This is a genomic window from Oscillochloris sp. ZM17-4 (assembly GCF_019599295.1).
Lineage (GTDB): Bacteria > Chloroflexota > Chloroflexia > Chloroflexales > Chloroflexaceae > Oscillochloris.
Genome location: NZ_JAIEWN010000024.1, coordinates 37,039 through 56,909, shown reverse-complemented (window position 1 = coordinate 56,909; position 19,871 = coordinate 37,039). Strand labels below are relative to the sequence as shown.

The following is a 19,871-nucleotide window of genomic DNA, read 5'->3' as shown; positions in this document are numbered from 1 at the left end:
GCTCCCAGGTGTACCCAGCGCTTATTCGCGCTAACAAGTAACTGCCGCCTAGTGGTAGATCGTGGGTCGCAGGAGGGGGTTGCGCTGGCTTAACACAACGTTATTGTATTCTAACTAACGCGTGTTTGATCCTTAAAGTTACGGGCCTGCACCAGTCACGCTGACTGTGGGCCATGTCCAGCGGAGTGGTACAATAATCTAACCGCATCTGAACTGTATTACCACACAGCGTCGTGACCTACACCGCATCGTCGAGCCCAATGGCGCCGCGATGTCTGTGATCTACCAACAGCAACGCTCAAGGAGCCTGAGATGCCCACAACCACCGACGGCGCCGCGGCCGCCGCGTCGGCGCTAGGCGACACGCCCTACCTCCAGCTGATCGGCGGGCAGTGGCGCCCGGCGGCGAGCGGGGCGAGCTTCGCGATCGACAACCCGGCCACGGGCGCGCAGATCGCCGAGGTGCCCGACGGCGGCGGCGAGGACGCCAGGGCCGCGATCGACGCGGCGGCGGCGGCCCTGCCGGCCTGGTCGGCCACCCCCGCGCCGCAGCGCGCCGCCATCCTGCGCCGCGTGGCCGCGCTGATGCTGGAGCGCCAGGAGCGACTGGCCACGATCATGACCTTGGAGCAGGGCAAGCCCCTGGCCGAGGCCCGCGGCGAGATCGCCTACGCCGCATCCTTCCTCACCTGGTTCGCCGGCGAGGCCGAGCGGATCTACGGGCAGACCATCCCGGCCGGCGCGGCCGGCAAGCGCCTGCTGGTGCTGCGCCAGCCGGTGGGCGTGGTGGCCCTGATCACGCCGTGGAACTTCCCAAGCGCCATGCTCACCCGCAAGCTCGGCCCGGCCCTGGCGGCGGGCTGCACCGCCATCTGCAAGCCCGCCGAGCAGACGCCGCTCTCGGCCCTGGAGCTCGGCAGGCTCTTTGCGGAGGCCGGCACGCCCCCCGGCGTGGTCAACATCCTCACCTGCCAGGACCCCATCCCCTTCTCGGACACGATCTTCGCCGACCAGCGGGTGCGCAAGGTCAGCTTCACCGGCTCGACCGAGGTGGGCAAGGTGCTGATCCGCAGCTCGGCGGCCACGGTCAAGCGCATCTCGCTGGAGCTTGGCGGCAACGCGCCCTTCATCGTGTTCGACGACGCCGACCTGGACGCGGCCGTCGCCGGGGCGATCACCTCGAAGTTCCGCAACGCCGGGCAGACCTGCGTGTGCGCCAACCGGATCTTTGTGCAGCGCGGGGTCTACGATCGCTTCGCCGAGCGCTTCACGGCCCAGGTGCGCGGGCTGCGGGTGGGCAACGGCCTGGAGTCGGGGGTGAGCGTCGGCCCGCTGATCGACGGGGCGGCCATGGAGAAGGTGCGGCGCCACGTGAGCGAGGCGGCGGCCGGCGGGGCGAAGGTGCTGGCCGGCGGCGACCCGTCGCCCCTGGGCGGGCGCTTCTGGGTGCCCACGGTGCTCACCGATGTGGACTCGGGCATGCTGGTGGCCCGCGAGGAGACCTTCGGCCCGGTGGCGCCGCTCATCCCCTTCGACAGCGAGGAGGACGCCCTGCGCATGGCCAACGACACCAGCTACGGGCTGGCCGCCTACTTCTTCACCCGCGATGTGGGCCGGGTCTTCCGGGTGGCCGAGGGCCTGGAGTACGGCATCATCGGGGCCAACGACGGCCTGCCCTCGACCGCCCAGGCCCCCTTCGGCGGCGTCAAGCAGAGCGGCCTCGGCCGCGAGGGCGGCCCGCAGGGGATCGACGAGTACCTTGAGGTGAAGTATATCTCGCTCGGGCTGTAAATACCGGGCGTTGCCGTAGGGCCGAAGCATTTTGGAATGGGCGCGGATCGCCCATTCCAAAATGCTTCGGCCCTACATGGGAATAAAATATGTCTGACCTCGTGTACGAAATCTCCATCGCCGACCTGCGGGCCGCCATGGGCGCGGGACGTCTGACCTCGCGCGCGATTGTGGAGGCCTATCTCGCCCGCATCGCCCAAATCGACCAGGGCGAGGGCGGCCTGCGCTCCGTGCTGGAGCTGAACCCGGACGCCCTGGCGATCGCCGACGCGCTCGACGCCGAGCGGGCGGGCGGCGCGGTGCGCGGGCCGCTCCACGGCATCCCCGTCCTGATCAAGGACAATATCGACACCGCCGACGCGATGCATACGACGGCCGGCTCGCTGGCCCTGCTCGGCTCGCGCCCGGCGAAGGACGCCGGGGTGGCCCGCCGCCTGCGGGCCGCCGGGGCAGTCATCCTCGGCAAGACGAACATGAGCGAGTGGGCCAACTTCCGCTCCAGCCGCTCGACGAGCGGCTGGAGCGGGCGCGGCCGGCAGACCCGCAACCCCTACGCGCTCGACCGCAACACCTGCGGCTCCAGCTCGGGCTCGGCGGCCGCCGTGGCCGCCAGCCTCTGCGCCGCCGCCCTCGGCAGCGAGACCGACGGCTCGATCGTCTGCCCCTCATCGCTCTGCGGGGTGGTCGGGATCAAGCCGACGGTCGGGCTGGCCAGCCGGGCCGGGGTGATCCCGATCTCGGCGACCCAGGACACGGTCGGCCCGCACGGGCGCACGGTGGCCGACGCGGCGCTGCTGCTGGGCGCGATCGCCGGCCCCGACTATGACGACCCGGCGACGGCGGCGGGCGCGGGGCGGGCGCTGGACGACTACACGCCCTTCCTCGACGCCGACGGCCTGCGCGGCGCGCGCATCGGCGTGCTGCGGGCCGGCAAGGTGTTCGGCTACCACCCCGGCACCGACCGGGTGGCCGAGGCGGCGATCGCCCTGATGGCCGAGCGGGGCGCCACGATCATCGACCCGGTCGAGCTGCCCGAGGGGGCGAGCTTCGCCGACCCGGCCGAGTTCGAGGTGCTGCTCCACGAGTTTAAGGCTGGGATCAACGCCTACCTGGCCGGCTGCGGCGGCGACCTGCCGCGCAGCCTGGCCGAGCTGATCGCCTTCAACGAGGCCCACGCCGATGTGGAGATGCCCTACTTCGGCCAGGAGCTGTTCCTGCTGGCCGAGGCGCGGGGCGGCCTCGACGCGCCGGCCTACCAGGAGGCGCTGGCGAAGAGCCGGGACGGCGCCCGCGCGGCGATCGACGGCGCGCTGGACGCCCACGGGCTGGACGCGATCATGATGCCGACCGAGTCGCCGGCCTGGCTGATCGACCTGGTGAACGGCGACCACTTCCTGGGCGGCAGCTCGGGCCTGGCGGCGCGCGCGGGCTACCCGCTCGTGACCGTGCCCGCCGGCGATGTCCACGGCCTGCCGGTGGGCATCACCTTTATGGGCCGGGCCTTCAGCGAGCCGACGCTGATCCGGCTGGCCCACGCCTTCGAGCAGGCCGCGCAGGCCCGACGGCCGCCGCAGCTGCTGGCGACGATCAGCCTGCCGTAGCAGATTGCAGATTGCAGATTGCAGATTGCAGATTGGTCGCGGTAATCTGCAATCTGCAATCTGCAATACACAAAAACAGATCGGGGGGGCTTCTCAAAACAGACACCCTGTGTTACACTACGCAGGTCTAGCATCGTCACGTTGCCGCGAGAGTTTTCCTTCCACGGTCTCCTCGGCCCGCACGACCTCCACGCCCGAGGCACAGCGCGAGACGTTGTTATACCGCCACCCGTCATGAGGCGTGTCATGGGTGGTGTGCCACCTGGCGTGATCTGTCGTTTGGAGTGCGGGATTGTCCCGCAGACGTTGTGTCGGGTAGCCCCCGGCACATGAGGAGTTTGACCGGAATGCAAGTGAAGTTCTTTGTCGGTAACCTGGCCTGGAGCGTCGACGACCAGAAGCTCGAAGACGTGTTCCGCGCGCACGGTGATGTTCAGAGCGCCCGCGTTATCAACGATCGCGACACCGGCCGCTCGCGCGGGTTCGGGTTTGTTGAGATGGACGTCTCTGATGTCGCCACGGTGATCCGGGCAACCGACGGCCAGGAAGTTGACGGTCGCCCGATCCGGGTGAACGAGGCTGAGGATAAGGGTGGCTCGCGCGGCCCCCGACGTGATCGCGACGACGGCGGGTACGGTCGGCGCTACTAGCGCCTGATCTGAGCTGGAGCTCGCCTCTCCCAGCTCTTCATACGCTTGATTCTCGACCCTCTGCCCGCTCTGGGCAGAGGGTTTGCTGTGGCGAGAAACGTGCGGCGATCGGCCGTCGTATAGGTTGTGGCGGCGTTCGCATCACTCTGTAATGGGGCCAGAACCACCCATGAGCATTCTAACCATCGTCCTGTTTGTGGCCGGGATCTTCCTGCTGATCTTTGGGGCGGACCTGCTGGTGCGCGGGGCCTCGCAGATGGCGTCGAGCTTCGGCGTGCCGACGCTGCTGATCGGGCTGACGGTGGTGGCCTTCGGCACCAGCGCGCCCGAGCTGGCGGTGAGCCTGCAGGCTGCCATAAACGGGCAGGGCGCGATCACGATCGGCAATGTGGTTGGCAGCAACATCGCCAACATCCTGCTGATCCTGGGTATCGCCTCAATGTTCGGCAGCCTGCCGGTGGACAGGCAGCTGCTCACACGGGACGCGCCGATCATGGTGGTGGCCTCGCTGCTGACCGTGCTGCTCTGCCTCGACGGCTCCCTGAGCCGGCTCGACGGGCTGGTCCTGGTGGTGGGGCTGGGGGTCTCCATGCTGCTGATCCTGCGCGGGGCGCGGGCGGTGGTCGGCAGCGCCGAGACGCCCCGCCCGGCGATCATGCCCCTGTCGGTGCTGCGCAACCTGGCCCTGGTGGCCGGCGGGCTGGCCCTGCTGGTGACGGGCGCCGGCTGGCTGGTGGATGGGGCCAAGGTCTTCGCGATCTCGCTCGGGGTGAGCGAGCTGATCATCGGGCTGACGATCGTGGCCGTGGGCACCTCGCTGCCCGAGATCGCCACCTCGGTGATCGCCGGTATGCGCGGCGAGCGCGACATCGCCGTGGGCAATGTGGTGGGCAGCAACACCCTGAACCTGCTGCTGGTGCTGGGGCTGACGGCGCTGATCAGCCCGGTCGAGATCCCGGTGCCCGCCTCGGCGCTGCGGCTCGACCTGCCGGTGATGGTCGGCGCGGCCCTGCTCTGCCTGCCGGTCTTCTTCACCCGCTACGCGGTGTCGCGCCGCGAGGGCATCATGCTGCTCGGGCTCTACATGGCCTACACGCTCTACCTGGTGCTGGGCGCCTCGGGTAGCTCTGTCGTCGGCCCCTACGGGGTCGCGCTGGCTCTGTTCGTCATCCCGCTGGTGGTGGCCGCCCTGGCCGTGCGCTCGCTGCGCTTCCTGGCCGAGGAGCGGCGGCGGGTCGCCGCCGAGCGGTAGGGCCGAAGCATCGCCGCCTGTGCTACTATGTTCACCTCGCCCATCTCTCGGCGATGCTTCGGCTCTACAGCGAATGGAGCGGACATGAACATCGAGACGATCGCCATCCACGCCGGCCAGGAGATCGACCCCAGCTCGGGGTCGGTGATCCCGCCGATCTACCTCTCGACCACCTTCGAGCGGGCCGAGGACGGCAGCTTCCCCCACGGCAACATCTACACGCGCAGCGGCAACCCGAACCGCAGCATGCTGGAGCGCTGCCTGACGGCCCTGGAGGGCGGCGCCGACTGCGCGGCCTTCGGGTCGGGCCAGGCGGCGGCCATGGCGGTCTTCCAGGCCCTGCGCCCCGGCGACCACGTGGTGGCCCCCGACGACGCCTACCACGGCGTGACCCGGCTGCTGCGCGAGCTGATGGCCCCCTGGGGCCTGGAGTACACCCAGGTGGATATGCGCGACCCGGAGCATGTGCGGGCGGCCATACGCCCGAGCACGCGACTGGTCTGGGTGGAGACGCCCTCAAACCCGCTGCTGAAGGTGGCCGACATCGCGGCGGTCGCGGCGATCGCCCACGAGGGCGGGGCGGCCTGCGCGGTGGACAACACCTGGGCCACGCCGGCGCTGCAGCGCCCGCTGGAGCTGGGCGCCGACCTGGCGGTCCACGCGACGACGAAGTACCTGGGCGGCCACAGCGACGTGCTGGGCGGCGCGGTGGTGGCGCGCGAGGCCGGCCCGCTCTTCGAGCGGGTGCGCTTCATCCAGGGCAACGGCGGCGCGGTGCCGGCCCCCTTCGACTGCTGGCTGGTGCTGCGCGGCATCCGCACGCTCGCCTACCGGGTGCGCGCCCACGCCGAGCACGCCATGCGGGTGGCCCGCTTCCTCGACGCCCACCCGCAGATCGCGCGCGTGTACTACCCCGGCCTGGAGAGCCACCCCGGCCACGAGGTGGCCGCCCGCCAGATGCGCGGCTTCGGCGGGATGCTCTCGGCCGAGGTGCGCGGCGGCCAGGCGGCGGCGATGGGCGTCGCGGCGCGGGTGAAGATCTTCACGCGGGCCACCAGCCTCGGCGGCACCGAGAGCCTGATCGAGCACCGCGCCTCGGTCGAGGGGCCGGAGAGCACGACCCCGCCGAGCCTGCTGCGGATCTCGGTCGGCCTGGAGCACCCCGACGACCTGATCGCCGACCTGGAGCAGGCGCTGGGGTAGCGTAAGGGCGCAGCAGCGCGGCGCTGCTGCGCCCTTACGGGCTGCGGCCAGATGAGGGATCTTCCCGATAGGTTGAGGCTTCTCCCTGGTATGGCGGGGGGGCGGCGGCTACACTAGGCCGTCCCCCCTCTGTATCTATAGTGAGAGAGCCATGCAGAAACACATTATCATCGTCGGCGCGGGCTTTGGCGGCCTGAGCGCCGCCATCCGCCTGGCGGCCAAAGGGCACCGCGTCGAGGTGTACGAGAAGGCGGACAAGCCGGGCGGCAAGGCCTACACCTTCGAGCGCCAGGGCTACCGCTTCGACTCCGGCCCGACGGTGATCACCGTGCCGTTTATGTTCGACGACCTGTGGCGGGCCGCCGGGCGCCGCCGCGAGGACTACTTCGAGCTGAAGCCCTGCGAGCCCTACTACCGGCTCTTCGACCACCAGGGCCGGCACCTCGACTACTCGGGGAACCCGGCGGTGACCGAGGCGGAGATCCAGCGCTTCAGCCCGGGCGATGTGGAGGGCTACCGGCGCTTTATGGAGAGCACGAAGCCGATCTTCCAGAAGGGCTTCGTCGAGCTTTCCGACAAGCCCTTCCTCAGCTTCTTCGATATGATGAAGGTGGCGCCCGACCTGGTGAAGCTCAAGTCGTACCTGAACAACTACCAGTACGTGTCGCAGTTCATCAAAGACGACTTCATGCGGCGCTGCTTCTCGTTCCACCCGCTGTTCATCGGCGGCAGCCCCTTCGACTCATCCTCGATCTACGCGATGGTCCACTATATCGAGCGCGAGTGGGGCATCCACTACGCGGTGGGCGGCACCGGCGCGATCATCGCGGCCATGGCCAAGCTGTTCAAGGAGATCGGCGGCGTGCTGCACCTGAGCGCGCCGGTGAGCGAGATCGTGATCGAGAAGCGCCGCGCGGTCGGCGTGCGCCTGCCCGACGGCTCGGTGAACCGCGCCGACGTGGTGGTCTCCAACGCCGACGTGGCCTACACCTACAACCAGCTGATCGCGGCCAAGCACCGCAAGGTCTTCACCGACGGCAAGCTGAAGCGCATGAAGCACAGCATGTCGCTGGTGGTGATCTACCTGGGCACCAAGCGGCGCTACAACGACGGCCGGCTGCTGCGCCACAACATCATCTTCGGCGAGCGCTACAAGGGTCTGCTGACCGACATCTTCCACAAGAAGAAGCTAGCCAAGGACTTCTCGCTCTACGTGCATATCCCCTCGATTGAGGACCGCTCGTTCGCCCCGGCGGGCGGCGAGTCGTTCTACGTGCTCTCGCCGGTGCCGCACATGGACGCGGGGATCGACTGGAAGCGCCAGGCCAAGCCCTACCGCGACACGATCATCGAGTTCCTTGAGGACCGCTACATGCCCGACCTGAGCCGCAACATCGTGGTCGAGTCGATGATCGACCCGATGTACTTCGAGCAGCAGCTGAACTGCTACAAGGGCGCCGCCTTCGCCGTGGAGCCCACGCTGACCCAGTCGGCCTGGTTCCGCCCGCACAACCGCTCGGAGGAGTTCGACAACCTCTACTTTGTGGGCGCGGGCACCCACCCCGGCGCGGGCGTGCCCGGCGTGATGGCGTCGGGGGTGATCGCGGCGGACCTGATCGGGGCGTAGCGCGCGTTCAGCGCGGGGGCTAGGAGTTGGGGGGTGGGGGGTGGGCGCTGCAAGGTGGCCGCGTGCCCCGCCGCCCCTGCGCCTATCAGTTGCATTGAGCGGGTTGCCGCAGACAATGTCTACGGCAACCTGCTCAATATGTGTTATGATTCGCACTATCTGTGATAGCACTCCGCTAGACAATGTACAATCCCTATCAATACATGGGCGCCCCGGCGATCAGCGGGGCTTAGGGATAGGCTCATGCGGTGATCAACCGGCTGATCAGTAGGATTCTCCACGCCATCGAGAATCTCTCGCCCCGGGGCCGGGTCTGGCTTGGCCTCGTGAGTCTGTCCGCGCTGATCCTGATCGACCTCTTGACGAGCGCCCCCCTCGCCCTGACAATGCTCTACCTGGCCCCGGTCTGCCTGGGCGTCTGGTACGTCTCGGCCCACTTTGGGCAGACCCTGATGGCGATCAGCGGGGTCGCCTGGCTGGCCGACGGCATTATCGCGCAGATCCCCGCCCCGATCATCCTCTGGAACACGGTGATCCGGCTGATCTTCTTCCTGATCTTCATCGCCCTGCTGACCAACCTGCGCGACGCGTACCTCCGCGAGCAGGCCATGGCCCGCCGCGACCCGCTCACCGGCGCGTATAACCGGCGGGCCTTCCACGACCTGCTTGATCACGAGCTGGCCCGGATGCGCCGGATCGCGCTGCCGCTGACCATGGCCTATATCGACCTGGACAACTTTAAGGCGATCAACGACCTGCTGGGCCATAGCGTCGGCGACCAGCTGCTGATCGAGATGACGACGATGATGTGCGAGAACCTGCGCACGATCGACCATGTATCCCGGCTCGGCGGCGACGAGTTCGTCATCCTGATGCCGGCGACGGACGTGCGCTCCGCCGAGGTCGCCCTTGATCGTCTCAAGGGGATGATCCAGGGGGCGATGCGGGCGCGCCACTGGCCGGTCACCCTCAGCATCGGCGCGGTGACGTTCTACGATGCGCCGGCGAGCCTCGATCAGGCGATCAGCCTGGCCGACCACACGATGTACGCGGTTAAGAAGCGCGGGAAGGACGAGGTGCAGGTGATCGTCTGGGGCAATGAGAAGGCTAGGGAGCGGGGGTAGGGATTGCAGATTGCAGATTGCAGATTGCAGAGCTCAATCTGCAATCTGCAATCTACAATCTGCAATCGTCACCGGCTGGCGGCCTGGGCGGCGAGGTCGATGGCGCGGGAGAGCTGGACATCGGCGCCGCTGCGGAGCTGATCGAGGCTGAGGTCGCCGGCCTCGGCGGGCGAGAGCGGCGCGACATCGACGGGCAGGTCGACCTGCTCGTCGGGGGCGATGCCCTGGCCGCGGATGAGCCGGCCGTCGGGGGTGAGCCACTGCTGGGTGCCGAGGAGCAGGCGGCCGCCGCCGTCGATGCGGTAGGGCGTGAGCACCGTGCCGGTGCCGAAGGTCGGCTCGCCCACCAGGGTGGCCCGCTTGGCGTCCTGGAGCGCCCCGGAGAGGATCTCGGAGGAGCTGGCAGAGTTATGGTTGATCAGCACCACCAGGGGCATATCGATCGCCACGCCGCCGCCCTTGGTCTTGGTGGGGGTGCGGTCGCCGCTGCGGTTGGCCTCAAGCAGCACCGTGGTGCCCTCGGGGAGAAACTGGCCGGCGACGCTGACGGCCTCATCGAGCAGGCCGCCGGGGTTATTGCGCAGGTCGAGGATGACCGCCCGCGCGCCCTTGTCCTTCGCCTCCTGGAGCGCCTGCCGCATCTGGTCGCCGGAGTTGCGGTCGAAGGAGCTGAGCCGCAGCAGGGCGACATTGTCGGGAAGCATGCGCCAGCTGACGCTGGGCACGACCACCTTGGCCCGGGTGATCGACACATCGAGCGGTGTCTCCTCGCCCACATGGAGGATGCGCAGCGTCACCGCGGTCCCGGCCGGCCCGCGCACATTCGTCGCAAGCTCCTGGACGCTCCAGCCCTCGGTGGACTTGTCATCTACGGCGAGGATGGCGTCGCCGGGCCTGAGCCCGGCCTGCTCGGCGGGCGAGCCCTCGATCGGGCTGACGATCACCGTCTGGCCGTCGCGGACATCGATGTAGGCCCCGATGCCCTCGAAGGAGCCGCTCAGCGACTCGTCCCAGGATGTGGCCTCCTCGGCGCTGAGGTAGCGGGTGTGGCCCTGGTCGCCCAGGGTGTCGAGCATACCGTTGATCGCGCCGTCGATCATCTTCTGCGAGTCGATGGCCTGCGGGTCGACGAAGTTATTGCGGGCGATCTTCCAGGTGTCCCAGAAGGCGGAGAACTCCTGGCAGACCTGCGGGGTGTCGGGGCAGCTGGCGGGGCGGATGAAGACATAGCCGGCGGCGAGGCCGCCGACGATGCCCAAAAAGAGCGTGACCCCCAGGAGCGGCGCGACGAGCCAGAGGGGCAGGCGCACGCGCACGATCGCGAGGGGGGAGGAGTCGGGCGGGTATGACATACGATGGCCTCGGTGATACACACGGCGCGGCGCCACCATGCGCCGCTGCCATGCAGTATAACACCGGGCTCTGGCGGGCGAGATGAGAGGGCGGTAAATATGGTAGGATGGGCGAGACGACACGCCTCCCCCAGCGAGATGGAGCCCCCATGTCCTCCTCTTCCGTCGATGTGCTCTTCGCGATCTCCGATACGGGCGGCGGCCACCGCAGCGCCGCCGTCGCCATCGCCGCCGCCCTCGACATCGCCAGCGACCAGCGGCTCAGCTGGCGGATCGAGGACATCCTGCGGCTCACCGACTTCCCCGGCGTGCGCAACGCGCCGAACCTCTACGACCAGCTCTCCACGCGCTGGCTGCGCCTGTACGATATGACCTTCCAGCTCACCAACGGCATGCGCCGGGTGGATGTGCTCTCGCGCCTGGTGTTTATGACGGCGCGGCGGAACATCACCCGCCTGCTGCTGGAGACGCGGCCGAAGGTGGTGGTGGTGACGCACCCGCTCGTCCACCGCTTTGTCTGCGCGGCCCGGCGCATCCACCGGCTGCCCTGCCGGGTGGTGACGGTGGTGACGGACCTGGTGAGCCTGCACGCCTCGTGGACCTACCCGGGCGTGGACCTGGCCATGGTGCCGACCGACGAGGCCTACCGGCTGATGCAGCGGCGCGGCATGCGCCCGAGCAAGCTTGAGCGCACCGGCTTCCCCGTCCACCCGAAGTTCGCCGACTACACCGGCGACCGGGCCTCGGCGCGGGCTGATCTGGGCCTGGACGCGGGCCGCTCCACCATCCTGCTCACCGCCGGCGGGGTCGGCTCGGGCCGCCTGGGCGACCTGGTGCGGGCGATGGAGCGGGCCTACCCCGGTCGGCAGCTGCTGGTGGTGACGGGCAAGAACCGCGCGCTGCGCGACGAGCTGACGGCGGCGGGCCGCCCGGCGACCTCGCACATCTACGGCTTCGTGCAGAACATGGAGACGCTGATGGCCGCCAGCGACATCGTGGTGACGAAGGCCGGCCCAGGCACGCTGATGGAGGCCCTGGTGATGCGCAAGCCGGTGATCGTCACCGAGGCGGTGGGCATGCAGGAGCAGGGCAACATCGACTTTGTGCTGAACTATGAGCTGGGGATGTTCTGCCCGACCGCCGAGCGGATCGTGGCGGCGGTGAGCGACCTGGAGGACCCGCAGCGCTACGCGGCCACGGTGGAGCGGCTGGCGAGCTCGGTGCCGCGCGACGGCTCGGCGGAGATCGCGCGCCTGGTGATCGGGCAGATGAGCCTGCTGCGCGACGCTGGCCCGGCGCAGGCGCTGCGCCGCCGCCCGCGCCTGCGCCTCGGCGGGCTCAGGCGGATGTTCCGGCGACGGTAGGGCGGGCTCCCGAAATGCGAGAACGCGCGTGGCGCGTCGTGGGGTGCGTGGCGCGTGATGCGTGGCGCGTGGCGTGATCCGATGTAGGGCCGAAGCATTTGGGTTTGTCGCGAAGCGACAAACCCAAATGCTTCGGCCCTACATGGATGGCGGTGAATGGCGGTGAATGGCGATGGATGGCGGTGGATGGCGGTGAATGGCGATGGATGGCGGTGGATGGCGCGGCGGGCGGGCGGCGCGTGGTGCGCGGTGGGCGCGCCGGATGTGGGGAACGTCACCCGTGATGTAGCGCCGGGTACACCTGGCGGTACGCCGCGTACGCCTCTTCGTATGCGGCCCGGTTGGCCGGGTTGGTCGCGGTGACGCCGGCGACCCGCACGCAGCGGGCCACGGCCTCGGCCACGTCGGCGAAGACGCCGGCGCCCACGCCGGCGAGCAGGGCCGCCCCGTAGGCCGGGCCCTCCTCGGCGGCCAGGGTGGCCACCTCGACGCCGTAGATGTCGGCCTGGAGCTGGAGCCACAGCCGGCTCTTCGCCCCGCCGCCGGTGGCCCGGATCTCGCCCGCCGGCACGCCTAGCCCCTTCATAATCTCCAGCCCGTCGCGCAGCGAGAAGACCACGCCCTCCATCACGGCGCGGGCCATGTGGCCGAGGCCGTGGCGGGCCGTGAGGCCGACGAAGGCCGCGCGGGCCAGCGGGTCGAGGTACGGGGTGCGCTCGCCGGTGAGGTAGGGAGTGAACAGGAGGCCCTCGGCGCCGGGCGGCGTGGCCTCGGCCAGGGCGGTCAGCTCGTCGTAGCTCAGGGCCGGGGCGATGGCGCGCAGGGTGTTGCGCAGCCACTGGAAGGCCCCGCCGGCGCTCAGGGTCACGGCCATCAGGTGGTACTGGCCGGGCACCGCGTGGCAGAAGCCGTGCAGGCGGCCCTGCGGGTCGAGGGCCGGCGCGTCGCTGTGGGCGAAGAGGACGCCCGAGGTGCCGATGCTGCTGCTGACCACGCCGGCCCGCACGACGCCGGTGCCCACGGCGGCGGCCGCGTTGTCGCCGCCGCCGGCGGCCACCGGCAGCCCGGCGCGCAGGCCAAGCTCCTGGGCCGCCGCCGGCAGCAGCCGCCCGGTGATCTGCGGCCCCTCGTAGACCTGGGGCAGCCACGCGCGCGGGATCTCCAGGGCCGCCAGCAGCTCGGCGCTCCAGTCGCGGGCGCGCAGGTCGAGCAGCAGGGTGCCGGCGGCGTCCGACGCGTCGGTGGCGTAGTCGCCGGTGAGCAGGAGCCGGATGTAGTCCTTGGGCAGCAGGACGTGGGCCACCCGCGCGTAGGCCTCCGGCTCGTGGCGGCGCAGCCAGAGGATCTTCGGGGCCTGGAAGCCGGTCAGGGCCGGGTTGCCGGTGATCGCCACCAGCCGCTCGGCGCCCACCAGATCGCTGATCTGGGTACACTCCGCGGCGGTGCGCTGGTCGTTCCAGAGCATGGCCGGGCGGACGACCTGGTCGTCCGCGTCGAGGAAGACCGCGCCGTGCATCTGGCCGGTCAGGCCGAGGCCGACGATCTGGCCGGCGGGGACGCCGGCCATGGTCACCACAGCGCGCATGGCCTCGCGCGCGCCGCGCCACCAGTCGGCCGGGTCCTGCTCGCTCCAGAGCGGGCGCGGCTGGCTGAGGGGGTACTCGGCGGTGGCGCTGGCCACCACCCGCCCCGCCCCGTCGCAGAGGATGGCCTTGGCGCCAGAGGTGCCGATGTCGAGGCCGAGAAGGTAGGTCATCGCTTCGCTCCGTTGGGGCGCAGCAGGGGCCGCCCCTGCTGCGCCCTTACCTATGCTATCTCACGCCCAGCAGCAGCTCGACGGTCAGCTGGTCCAGCTGCTCGTAGGGCATGCCGCGCGCGCCGAGGGCCGCCCGGTCGAAGTCGCGCTCCTTGAGCGCCTCGGCGGACTCCTTGCTGTAGGTGATCGGCGTCTGGTCGCCGGCGTTGATCTCGGCCACCAGGGCCTGGATCGCGGGGTCGGCGTTCCACTGGCGGGCCTTCTCCTTGAGGATGAGGTAGCTGCGCATGCAGCCGCGGGCGAAGGCCTTCACGCCGTCGTAGCTCTCGGTGCGGTAGGCGTGGGCGTCGAAGTGGCGCGGCCCGTTGTAGCCCACATCCTCCAGAAACTTCACCAGGAAGAAGGCCGACTTCAGGTTGACGGCGGCGAAGCGGAAGTCCTGGTCGTAGCGGCCGACCACCTGGTCGTTCAGGTCGATGTGGAAGAGCTTGCCCATCTCCCATGCCTGGGCCACGCCGTGCAGGAAGTTCAGCCCGGCCATCGTCTCGTGGGCCACCTCGGGGTTCACGCCCACCATCTCGGGGCTGTCCAGGGTGGAGATAAAGGCCAGGGCGTGGCCGACGGTGGCCAGGTAGATGTCGCCGCGCGGCTCGTTGGGCTTCGGCTCCAGGGCGAAGCGCAGGTCGTAGCCCTGGTCCTGCACATAGGAGCAGAGGAAGTTGATCGCCTCACGGAAGCGCTTGGTCGCCTCGGCCGGGTTCTTGGCCGCGTCGGTCTCCACCCCCTCGCGCCCGCCCCAGAAGACGTAGGTGCTCGCCCCGCACTCGACGCCCAGGTCGATCGCGCGCATCGTCTTGTGCAGGGCGTAGGCCCGCACCTGCGGGTCGTTGGCGGTGAAGGCGCCGTCGCGGAAGGCCGGGTCGCTGAAGAGGTTGGTCGTCGCCATCGGCACGACCATGCCGGTCTCCGTGAGGGCGGCCTTGAAGTCCCTGACGATCTGGTCGCGCTGGGCCGGGCTGGCGTCAATCGGCACCAGGTCGTTGTCGTGGAAGTTGACGCCCCATGCGCCGGCATCGGCCAGCAGATGGACGATCTCGACCGGGGAGATCGGCTTGCGCACCGGCTCGCCGAAGGGGTCGCGCCCGATGTTGCCGACCGTCCACAGGCCGAAGGTGAACTTGTCGGAGGGCGCAGGTGTGTAGCTGGACATAGCAATATCTCCTTTGATAGATGTGCTCGGTGCCCTTATCATACTGCGCGCAGGGGCGAGGGCAATAGGGACTTTCCCCCGCAGGGGTTGGGGGGTAGCGCTGGGGCTGGGCGCAGAGGCAGATGAAGGTGCCGGTGAAGCCCAGGCCGCCGCAGTAGTCGTCCGAGAGCTTGCCGGCGTCGAAGGTCGGGCCGACCTGCCGCCAGCTCGCGCCGTCGGGCGAGGCGGAGAGGCGCAGCTCGACGCCGGCGAACTCGGCGCGCAGGTGGACGCGCTCCCAGCCGGCGACCGACAGCTCGCGCTCCAGCGGCTCGTCGTAGGCCCCGTTGTCGCAGGTCAGCACCCCCAGGCACGGCCCCAGCTCCTCGTCGTGGCTGACGCGCAGGTAGACCCAGTTGTTGGTGTCGTAGAGCAGGGCCAGCCCGGCCATGTGCTTATAGCTGGCGGGCGCGGCCTCCAGACATGTCTCGGCCACGGCGCGCTGGGACTGGAGCCGCCGGCCGACCAGGCTCTGCTCGTGGCGCGAGCGCAGCGACTCGCGGCCGCGCAGGCGCAGGAAGCCCGGCCGGGCCGTGAGCGAGAGCCAGCTCTCGTCGGCGGGGGCGCGCAGGGTCTGCCAGTCGATGCCAAGCGCGGGGCCATCAAAGTTGTCGCGCTCGGGCGCGGGCGGGAAGGGGTGGGGCGGCAGGGCGGGCGCGGGGACGTGGACGCGCGGGGCGTGGCCGCCGCCGTCCAGGCGCGGCCAGCCGTCCGCGCCCCAGGCTATCGCCTGGATGGCCGTCTCGCGGCCGAGGTTGCAGCGGCGCAGCGCGGCCTCGGGCGGGTCGAGCGGCCGGCCGCAGAGGTGGGCCAGGTACCACGCGTCGGCGGGCGTCGCCACCATGCTAGCGTGGCCGGCCTTCTGCAGCAGCAGCCCGGGGTCGTCGGCCGAGGTGAGCAGCGGGCCGTCGGGGTGCAGCTCGTAGGGGCCAGCGATATCGCGCGAGCGGGCCAGCGTCGCCGCGTGCTCGTAGGTCGTGCCGCCCTCGGCGGTGAGCAGGTAGTACCAGCCGTCGCGCCGGTAGAGGTGCGGCCCCTCGGTGACGCCCAGCGCGGTGCCGCTAAAGATCAGCTGCGGCGCGCCGAGCAGCCGCCCGGCGGCCTTGTCGTACTCCTGGAGCACGATCCCAGAGAACTTATCGTGGCCCTTGCGGTGGTCGGTGCGCATATTCAGCAGCCACGTGCGGCCATCGTCGTCGTGGAAGAGCGAGGGGTCGAAGCCCGAGCTGTTCAGATAGGTCGGCTCGGACCAGGGGCCGTCGATGGTGGGCGCGGTGACCAGGTAGTTCGGCGTGTCGAAGAAGTTCTGCTGCTCGCCCCAGACCCGCACATTGGTGTAGATCAGGAAGAACCGCTCGCCGTCATAGCTCAGGCAGGGCGCCCAGACCCCGCCCGAGTCGAGGTTGCCGCGCATATCGAGCTGGCTCGTCCGGGTGAGCGGGAAGCCGCGCAGCCGCCAGTGCGCCAGGTCGCGCGAGTGGTGGATGGCCACGCCGGGGAACCACTCGAAGGTCGAGCATGCGATGTAGAAGTCGTCTCCGACCCGCAGGATCGAAGGGTCGGGGTTGAAGCCGCGCAGGATGGGGTTGGTGATCATAGGGACTCCAAAAGGTAAGGGCGCAGCAGCGCGGCGCTGCTGCGCCCTTACCCCTTCACCGCCCCGGCGGTCAGGCCGGCGACGATCTGGCGCTCGGCCAGCAGGTAGAAGCCAATGGTGGGCACGAGGGAGAGCGAGACGAAGGCCAGCACGCGGCCCCAGTCGGTGCCGAACTGGCCCTGGAACTGCTGGATGCCCAGCGGCAGCGTGTAGAGCTGCTCGCTATTGATCACCAGCAGCGGCAGGAAGAAGTTGTTCCAGCTCGCCACCATGGTGAGGACGACCACGGCGGCGAGGGCGGGGCGCATGAGCGGCAGCAGGATGCGCCAGAAGTAGCCCACCGGCGAGCAGCCATCGATCGCGGCGGCCTCGTCCAGCTCGCGCGGGATGGTGCTGAAGAAGCCGCGCAGGATCAGGATGTTGCCGGGCAGGCCGAAGGCGATCTGCGGCAGGATCACCGCCCACAGGCTATCGATCAGGCTCATCTGGCGCAGGGTGATGTAGAGCGGCAGGATGGCCACCGCGATCGGGAAGAGCAGGCCCAGCGTGAAGAAGTTGAACAGCCACTCGCGGCCGCGGAACTGCATGCGCGCGAAGACGTAGGCCGGCATGCTGGCCAGCGTCACCACGCCGGTCGCCGTCGCCGCCATCACCAGCACGCTGTTGAGCATCTGCCGCCAGAACGAGCCGCTGCCCAGCACGCTGCTGTAGTTCGCCCAGACCCACTCCTTCGGCAGGCCGAAGGGGTGCAGCAGCAGGTCGGCGTTGGCCTTAAAGCCGTTCAGCACCGTCGCCAGCAGCGGCACCAGCACCAGCAGCGCGACCAGCGCGGCCGCCGCGTACTGGAGTATAGCGACGGTGCGCTTCGCGGCGGCGGGGGGCCGCACAGCATTGGTTGTCATTTCTTCTGTCCCCTGTCCCCTGTCCCCTGTCCCCTGATCTCACTCATAGTCCCGCCGCATCACGAAGCGCTGGTAGACCAGCGAGAAGCCGAAGCAGATCAGGAACAGGCAGACGGCGATCGCGCTGCCGTAGCCGAGCTGGAAGCGCTGGAAGCCATACTTGTACAGGTAGGTCGCCATCGTGTCCGAGGCGCTCACCGGGCCGCCGGTGGTCATCACCCAGATCAGGTCGAAGAACTGGAGCGAGCCGAGCACCGAGAGGTAGATCGAGAGCCGGATGGTGCTGCCGAGCAGCGGGATAGTGATATAGCGCAGGGCCTGGAGCCGCGAGCAGCCGTCGATCGCGGCGGCCTCCTCGATCTCGTGCGGGATGTTCTGCAGCCCGGCGATGTAGAGGATCATGTGGTAGCCGAAGAACTTCCAGGTGATCACCACGAACAGCGCGTAGAGCACCGTCTTCGGGTCGGCCAGCAGGGCCGTCTCCGGCATCCCGGGCGCGACGAGCTTGAGCAGCGCGTTGATCAGGCCGCCCTGGGGGCGGTAGATGAAGGTCCAGACCACGCCGGTGACCACCTCGGAGAGCACGAAGGGCAGGAAGAAGATCGTGCGGAACAGCGCCCGGCCCCAGCGGATCTCGCGGATGAGCAGGGCCAGCCCCAGCGAGAGCGGCAGCTGGAAGGCCAGCGACATGACCACCAGGATCAGGTTGTGGCTGAGCGCGCCCACGAAGACCCGGTCGCTGAAGGCGCGGGCGTAGTTGGCCAGGCCGTTGAAGTTGCTCATCGGGCCGAGGCCGTTCCAGCGGAAGAAGCTGTAGTAGACCGCCTGGGCCACTGGCAGCAGCACCAGCCCCATATAGATGATCGCCGCCGGCAGCAGGAAGCCGGCGATGGTGGCGACCTTACCCCAGCGGATGGGCGGGCGCCGCGCGGCGGCCGATGTGATCGCGCGAGTCGATGGCTGCGCCATAGAGCACCTCAAGGGAGGGCCAGGGAGGGCTACGCCCTCCCTGAAACCCGCCTTCCTAGAGAGGGCGTAGAGGGAGAGCATAGCTCTCCCTCTACGCCCTCTTCTTTACGGCTGCAGCTCGAAGGCCGCCGAGTCCTCGATCGTCTGGGCGACCTGCTCGGGCGAGGCGGTGCCGGCGAAGATCTCCTGAGTCGCGTCGTTCACCGCAGCGCCGACCGCCGGGGGCATGTACTGGTCGTAGTAGAGCTGGTAGTACTGGGCCTTGGCCAGGGTCAGGGTCAGCTCCTTAATCAGCGGGTCATCGATCCCGGCCTCGGCGCCCTTAATCACCGGCGGCACCGCGAAGCCGGCCTTGGCCATGGCGGTCTGGTTCTCGACGCTGGTCAGGAAGCGCACGAAGTCGATCGCCGCCGGCGGGGCGTTCTTGCCGACCGCGAAGCCGTCGCCGCCGCCGAGGGCGTCCGTGGGGCTGCCCGCGCCGCCCTCGACCATCGGGAAGGGGAACCAGCCCAGGCTGGCGTTATAGGCGTCGACGTTCTCGGCCACGCTGCGGTTGGCGCCCGGCGCCCACTGGCCCATCAGCTCCATGGCCGCCTGGCCGTTGGCCATCACCACCTGCTGGTCGCCGTAGCCGGCGCCGAGCGAGCCGGTCTGGAAGGGCTGGAGGTCAACCAGCTCCTTCAGCTTCGCGCCGGCCTCGACGAAGGCCGGGTCGGTGAACTTCCCGGTGCGGTTAAAGGCGCTCTCGAAGGCCGCCTGGCCGCCGACGCGGGTAGCCAGGTACTCCCACCAGAAAGCGCCCGGCCACTTATCCTTCTCGCCGATCGCGATCGGGGTGATCCCGGCCGCCTTCAGCTTGCCGACATCGTCGAGCAGCTCGGCCCAGGTGGCCGGGGGCGCGTCGATGCCAGCCTTGGCGAAGAGATCCTTGTTATACCAGAAGCCGACCATGCCGGCGTTCCAGGGCACGCCGTAGTTCTTGCCGCCGACCGCGTAGAGCGAGAGCGGGCCGGCGTTGAAGCTGTCGCCCCAGCCGTTCTCGGCCAGCGCCGGGGTCAGGTCCTGGATCAGGCCGGCGTCAGCGTACTGCTTGAGCACGCCGCCGCCCCAGCTCTGGAAGATGTCGGGCGGGCTGCCGGACTGCATGGCGGTGGCGAGCTTGGCCTTGAAGGCCTCGTTCTCCAGCACGGTGATCTCGATCGACACGTCGGGGTTGGCCTGGACATACTGGTTGGCCAGATTCTCCCAGTTGGCGCGCTGCTCATCGACGGTGCTGATGTGCCACCAGACAATCTTGGTCGTGCCGCTGCCGACAGTTGAGAGCGGGATAGGCGTGGGCGATGGGACGAGGGTGGGGACGACGGGGGCCTCGGTCGCGGCGGCGGCGGGGGCCTCGGTCGCCGCAGGTGCGGCGGGGGCCTCGGTCGCCGCAGG

Annotated in this window: 14 protein-coding genes and 1 pseudogene; 8 read left to right on the top strand and 7 right to left on the bottom strand. The window is 69.4% G+C overall.

Going from position 1 to position 19,871, the window contains the following annotated elements; translation table 11 throughout:
- Positions 1-312 precede the first annotated feature (312 nt).
- The 7 genes from K2Z83_RS17245 to K2Z83_RS30000 all read left to right on the top strand — a co-directional run bounded on the left by K2Z83_RS17245 (position 313) and on the right by K2Z83_RS30000 (position 9,248).
- Positions 313-1,791 (top strand): NAD-dependent succinate-semialdehyde dehydrogenase, encoded by a 1,479-nt coding sequence (locus tag K2Z83_RS17245; protein ID WP_220596429.1) that lies wholly within the window; start codon positions 313-315, stop codon positions 1,789-1,791.
- 89 nt (positions 1,792-1,880) lie between these two features.
- On the top strand, positions 1,881-3,392 hold the full coding sequence (locus tag K2Z83_RS17240) for an amidase (RefSeq protein WP_220596428.1): 1,512 nt from the start codon (positions 1,881-1,883) through the stop codon (positions 3,390-3,392).
- A gap of 347 nt (positions 3,393-3,739) precedes the next feature.
- Positions 3,740-4,042 (top strand): RNA-binding protein, encoded by a 303-nt coding sequence (locus K2Z83_RS17235; RefSeq protein WP_220596427.1) that lies wholly within the window; start codon positions 3,740-3,742, stop codon positions 4,040-4,042.
- Positions 4,043-4,211: 169 nt separating this feature from the next.
- Positions 4,212-5,294, top strand: a complete 1,083-nt coding sequence (locus tag K2Z83_RS17230) for a calcium/sodium antiporter (protein WP_220596426.1) — start codon at positions 4,212-4,214, stop codon at positions 5,292-5,294.
- A gap of 84 nt (positions 5,295-5,378) precedes the next feature.
- Positions 5,379-6,497, top strand: coding sequence for a PLP-dependent aspartate aminotransferase family protein (locus K2Z83_RS17225; RefSeq protein ID WP_220596425.1), 1,119 nt, complete (start codon positions 5,379-5,381; stop codon positions 6,495-6,497).
- A 151-nt stretch (positions 6,498-6,648) separates the two neighbouring features.
- Positions 6,649-8,124 (top strand): phytoene desaturase, encoded by a 1,476-nt coding sequence (locus K2Z83_RS17220; RefSeq protein WP_220596424.1) that lies wholly within the window; start codon positions 6,649-6,651, stop codon positions 8,122-8,124.
- 248 nt (positions 8,125-8,372) lie between these two features.
- Complete coding sequence (locus K2Z83_RS30000; protein WP_220596423.1) at positions 8,373-9,248, top strand: GGDEF domain-containing protein; 876 nt, start codon at positions 8,373-8,375, stop codon at positions 9,246-9,248.
- 68 nt (positions 9,249-9,316) lie between these two features.
- Here the strand turns inward: K2Z83_RS30000 and K2Z83_RS17210 are convergent, their stop codons facing one another.
- Positions 9,317-10,600, bottom strand: coding sequence for a S41 family peptidase (locus K2Z83_RS17210; protein ID WP_220596422.1), 1,284 nt, complete (start codon positions 10,598-10,600; stop codon positions 9,317-9,319).
- Positions 10,601-10,749: 149 nt separating this feature from the next.
- On the opposite strand from K2Z83_RS17210, the gene K2Z83_RS17205 reads away from it, so the two are divergent.
- A complete protein-coding gene (locus tag K2Z83_RS17205; RefSeq protein WP_220596421.1) occupies positions 10,750-11,964 on the top strand; it encodes a glycosyltransferase in 1,215 nt (404 codons plus the stop codon).
- A gap of 274 nt (positions 11,965-12,238) precedes the next feature.
- Here K2Z83_RS17205 and xylB read toward each other — a convergent pair whose 3' ends face one another.
- From xylB to K2Z83_RS17180, 6 genes and pseudogenes are all read right to left on the bottom strand, one after another.
- A complete protein-coding gene (gene xylB / locus K2Z83_RS17200) occupies positions 12,239-13,720 on the bottom strand; it encodes a xylulokinase (protein ID WP_220596420.1) in 1,482 nt (493 codons plus the stop codon).
- A 55-nt stretch (positions 13,721-13,775) separates the two neighbouring features.
- Positions 13,776-14,930 (bottom strand): xylose isomerase, encoded by a 1,155-nt coding sequence (xylA, locus tag K2Z83_RS29130; protein WP_255604132.1) that lies wholly within the window; start codon positions 14,928-14,930, stop codon positions 13,776-13,778.
- Between the two features lie 106 nt (positions 14,931-15,036).
- Positions 15,037-16,566, bottom strand: a pseudogene (locus K2Z83_RS17195) (glycoside hydrolase family 43 protein); the annotation flags it as partial.
- Between the two features lie 47 nt (positions 16,567-16,613).
- Positions 16,614-17,468 (bottom strand): carbohydrate ABC transporter permease, encoded by an 855-nt coding sequence (locus K2Z83_RS17190; RefSeq protein ID WP_220596418.1) that lies wholly within the window; start codon positions 17,466-17,468, stop codon positions 16,614-16,616.
- A gap of 39 nt (positions 17,469-17,507) precedes the next feature.
- The gene (locus K2Z83_RS17185; RefSeq protein WP_220596417.1) at positions 17,508-18,437 is read right to left on the bottom strand and encodes a carbohydrate ABC transporter permease; all 930 of its coding nucleotides are present in this window, start codon (positions 18,435-18,437) and stop codon (positions 17,508-17,510) included.
- A 105-nt stretch (positions 18,438-18,542) separates the two neighbouring features.
- The coding region (locus tag K2Z83_RS17180; RefSeq protein ID WP_220596416.1) for an extracellular solute-binding protein at positions 18,543-19,871 on the bottom strand (1,329 nt) is incomplete at its 5' end.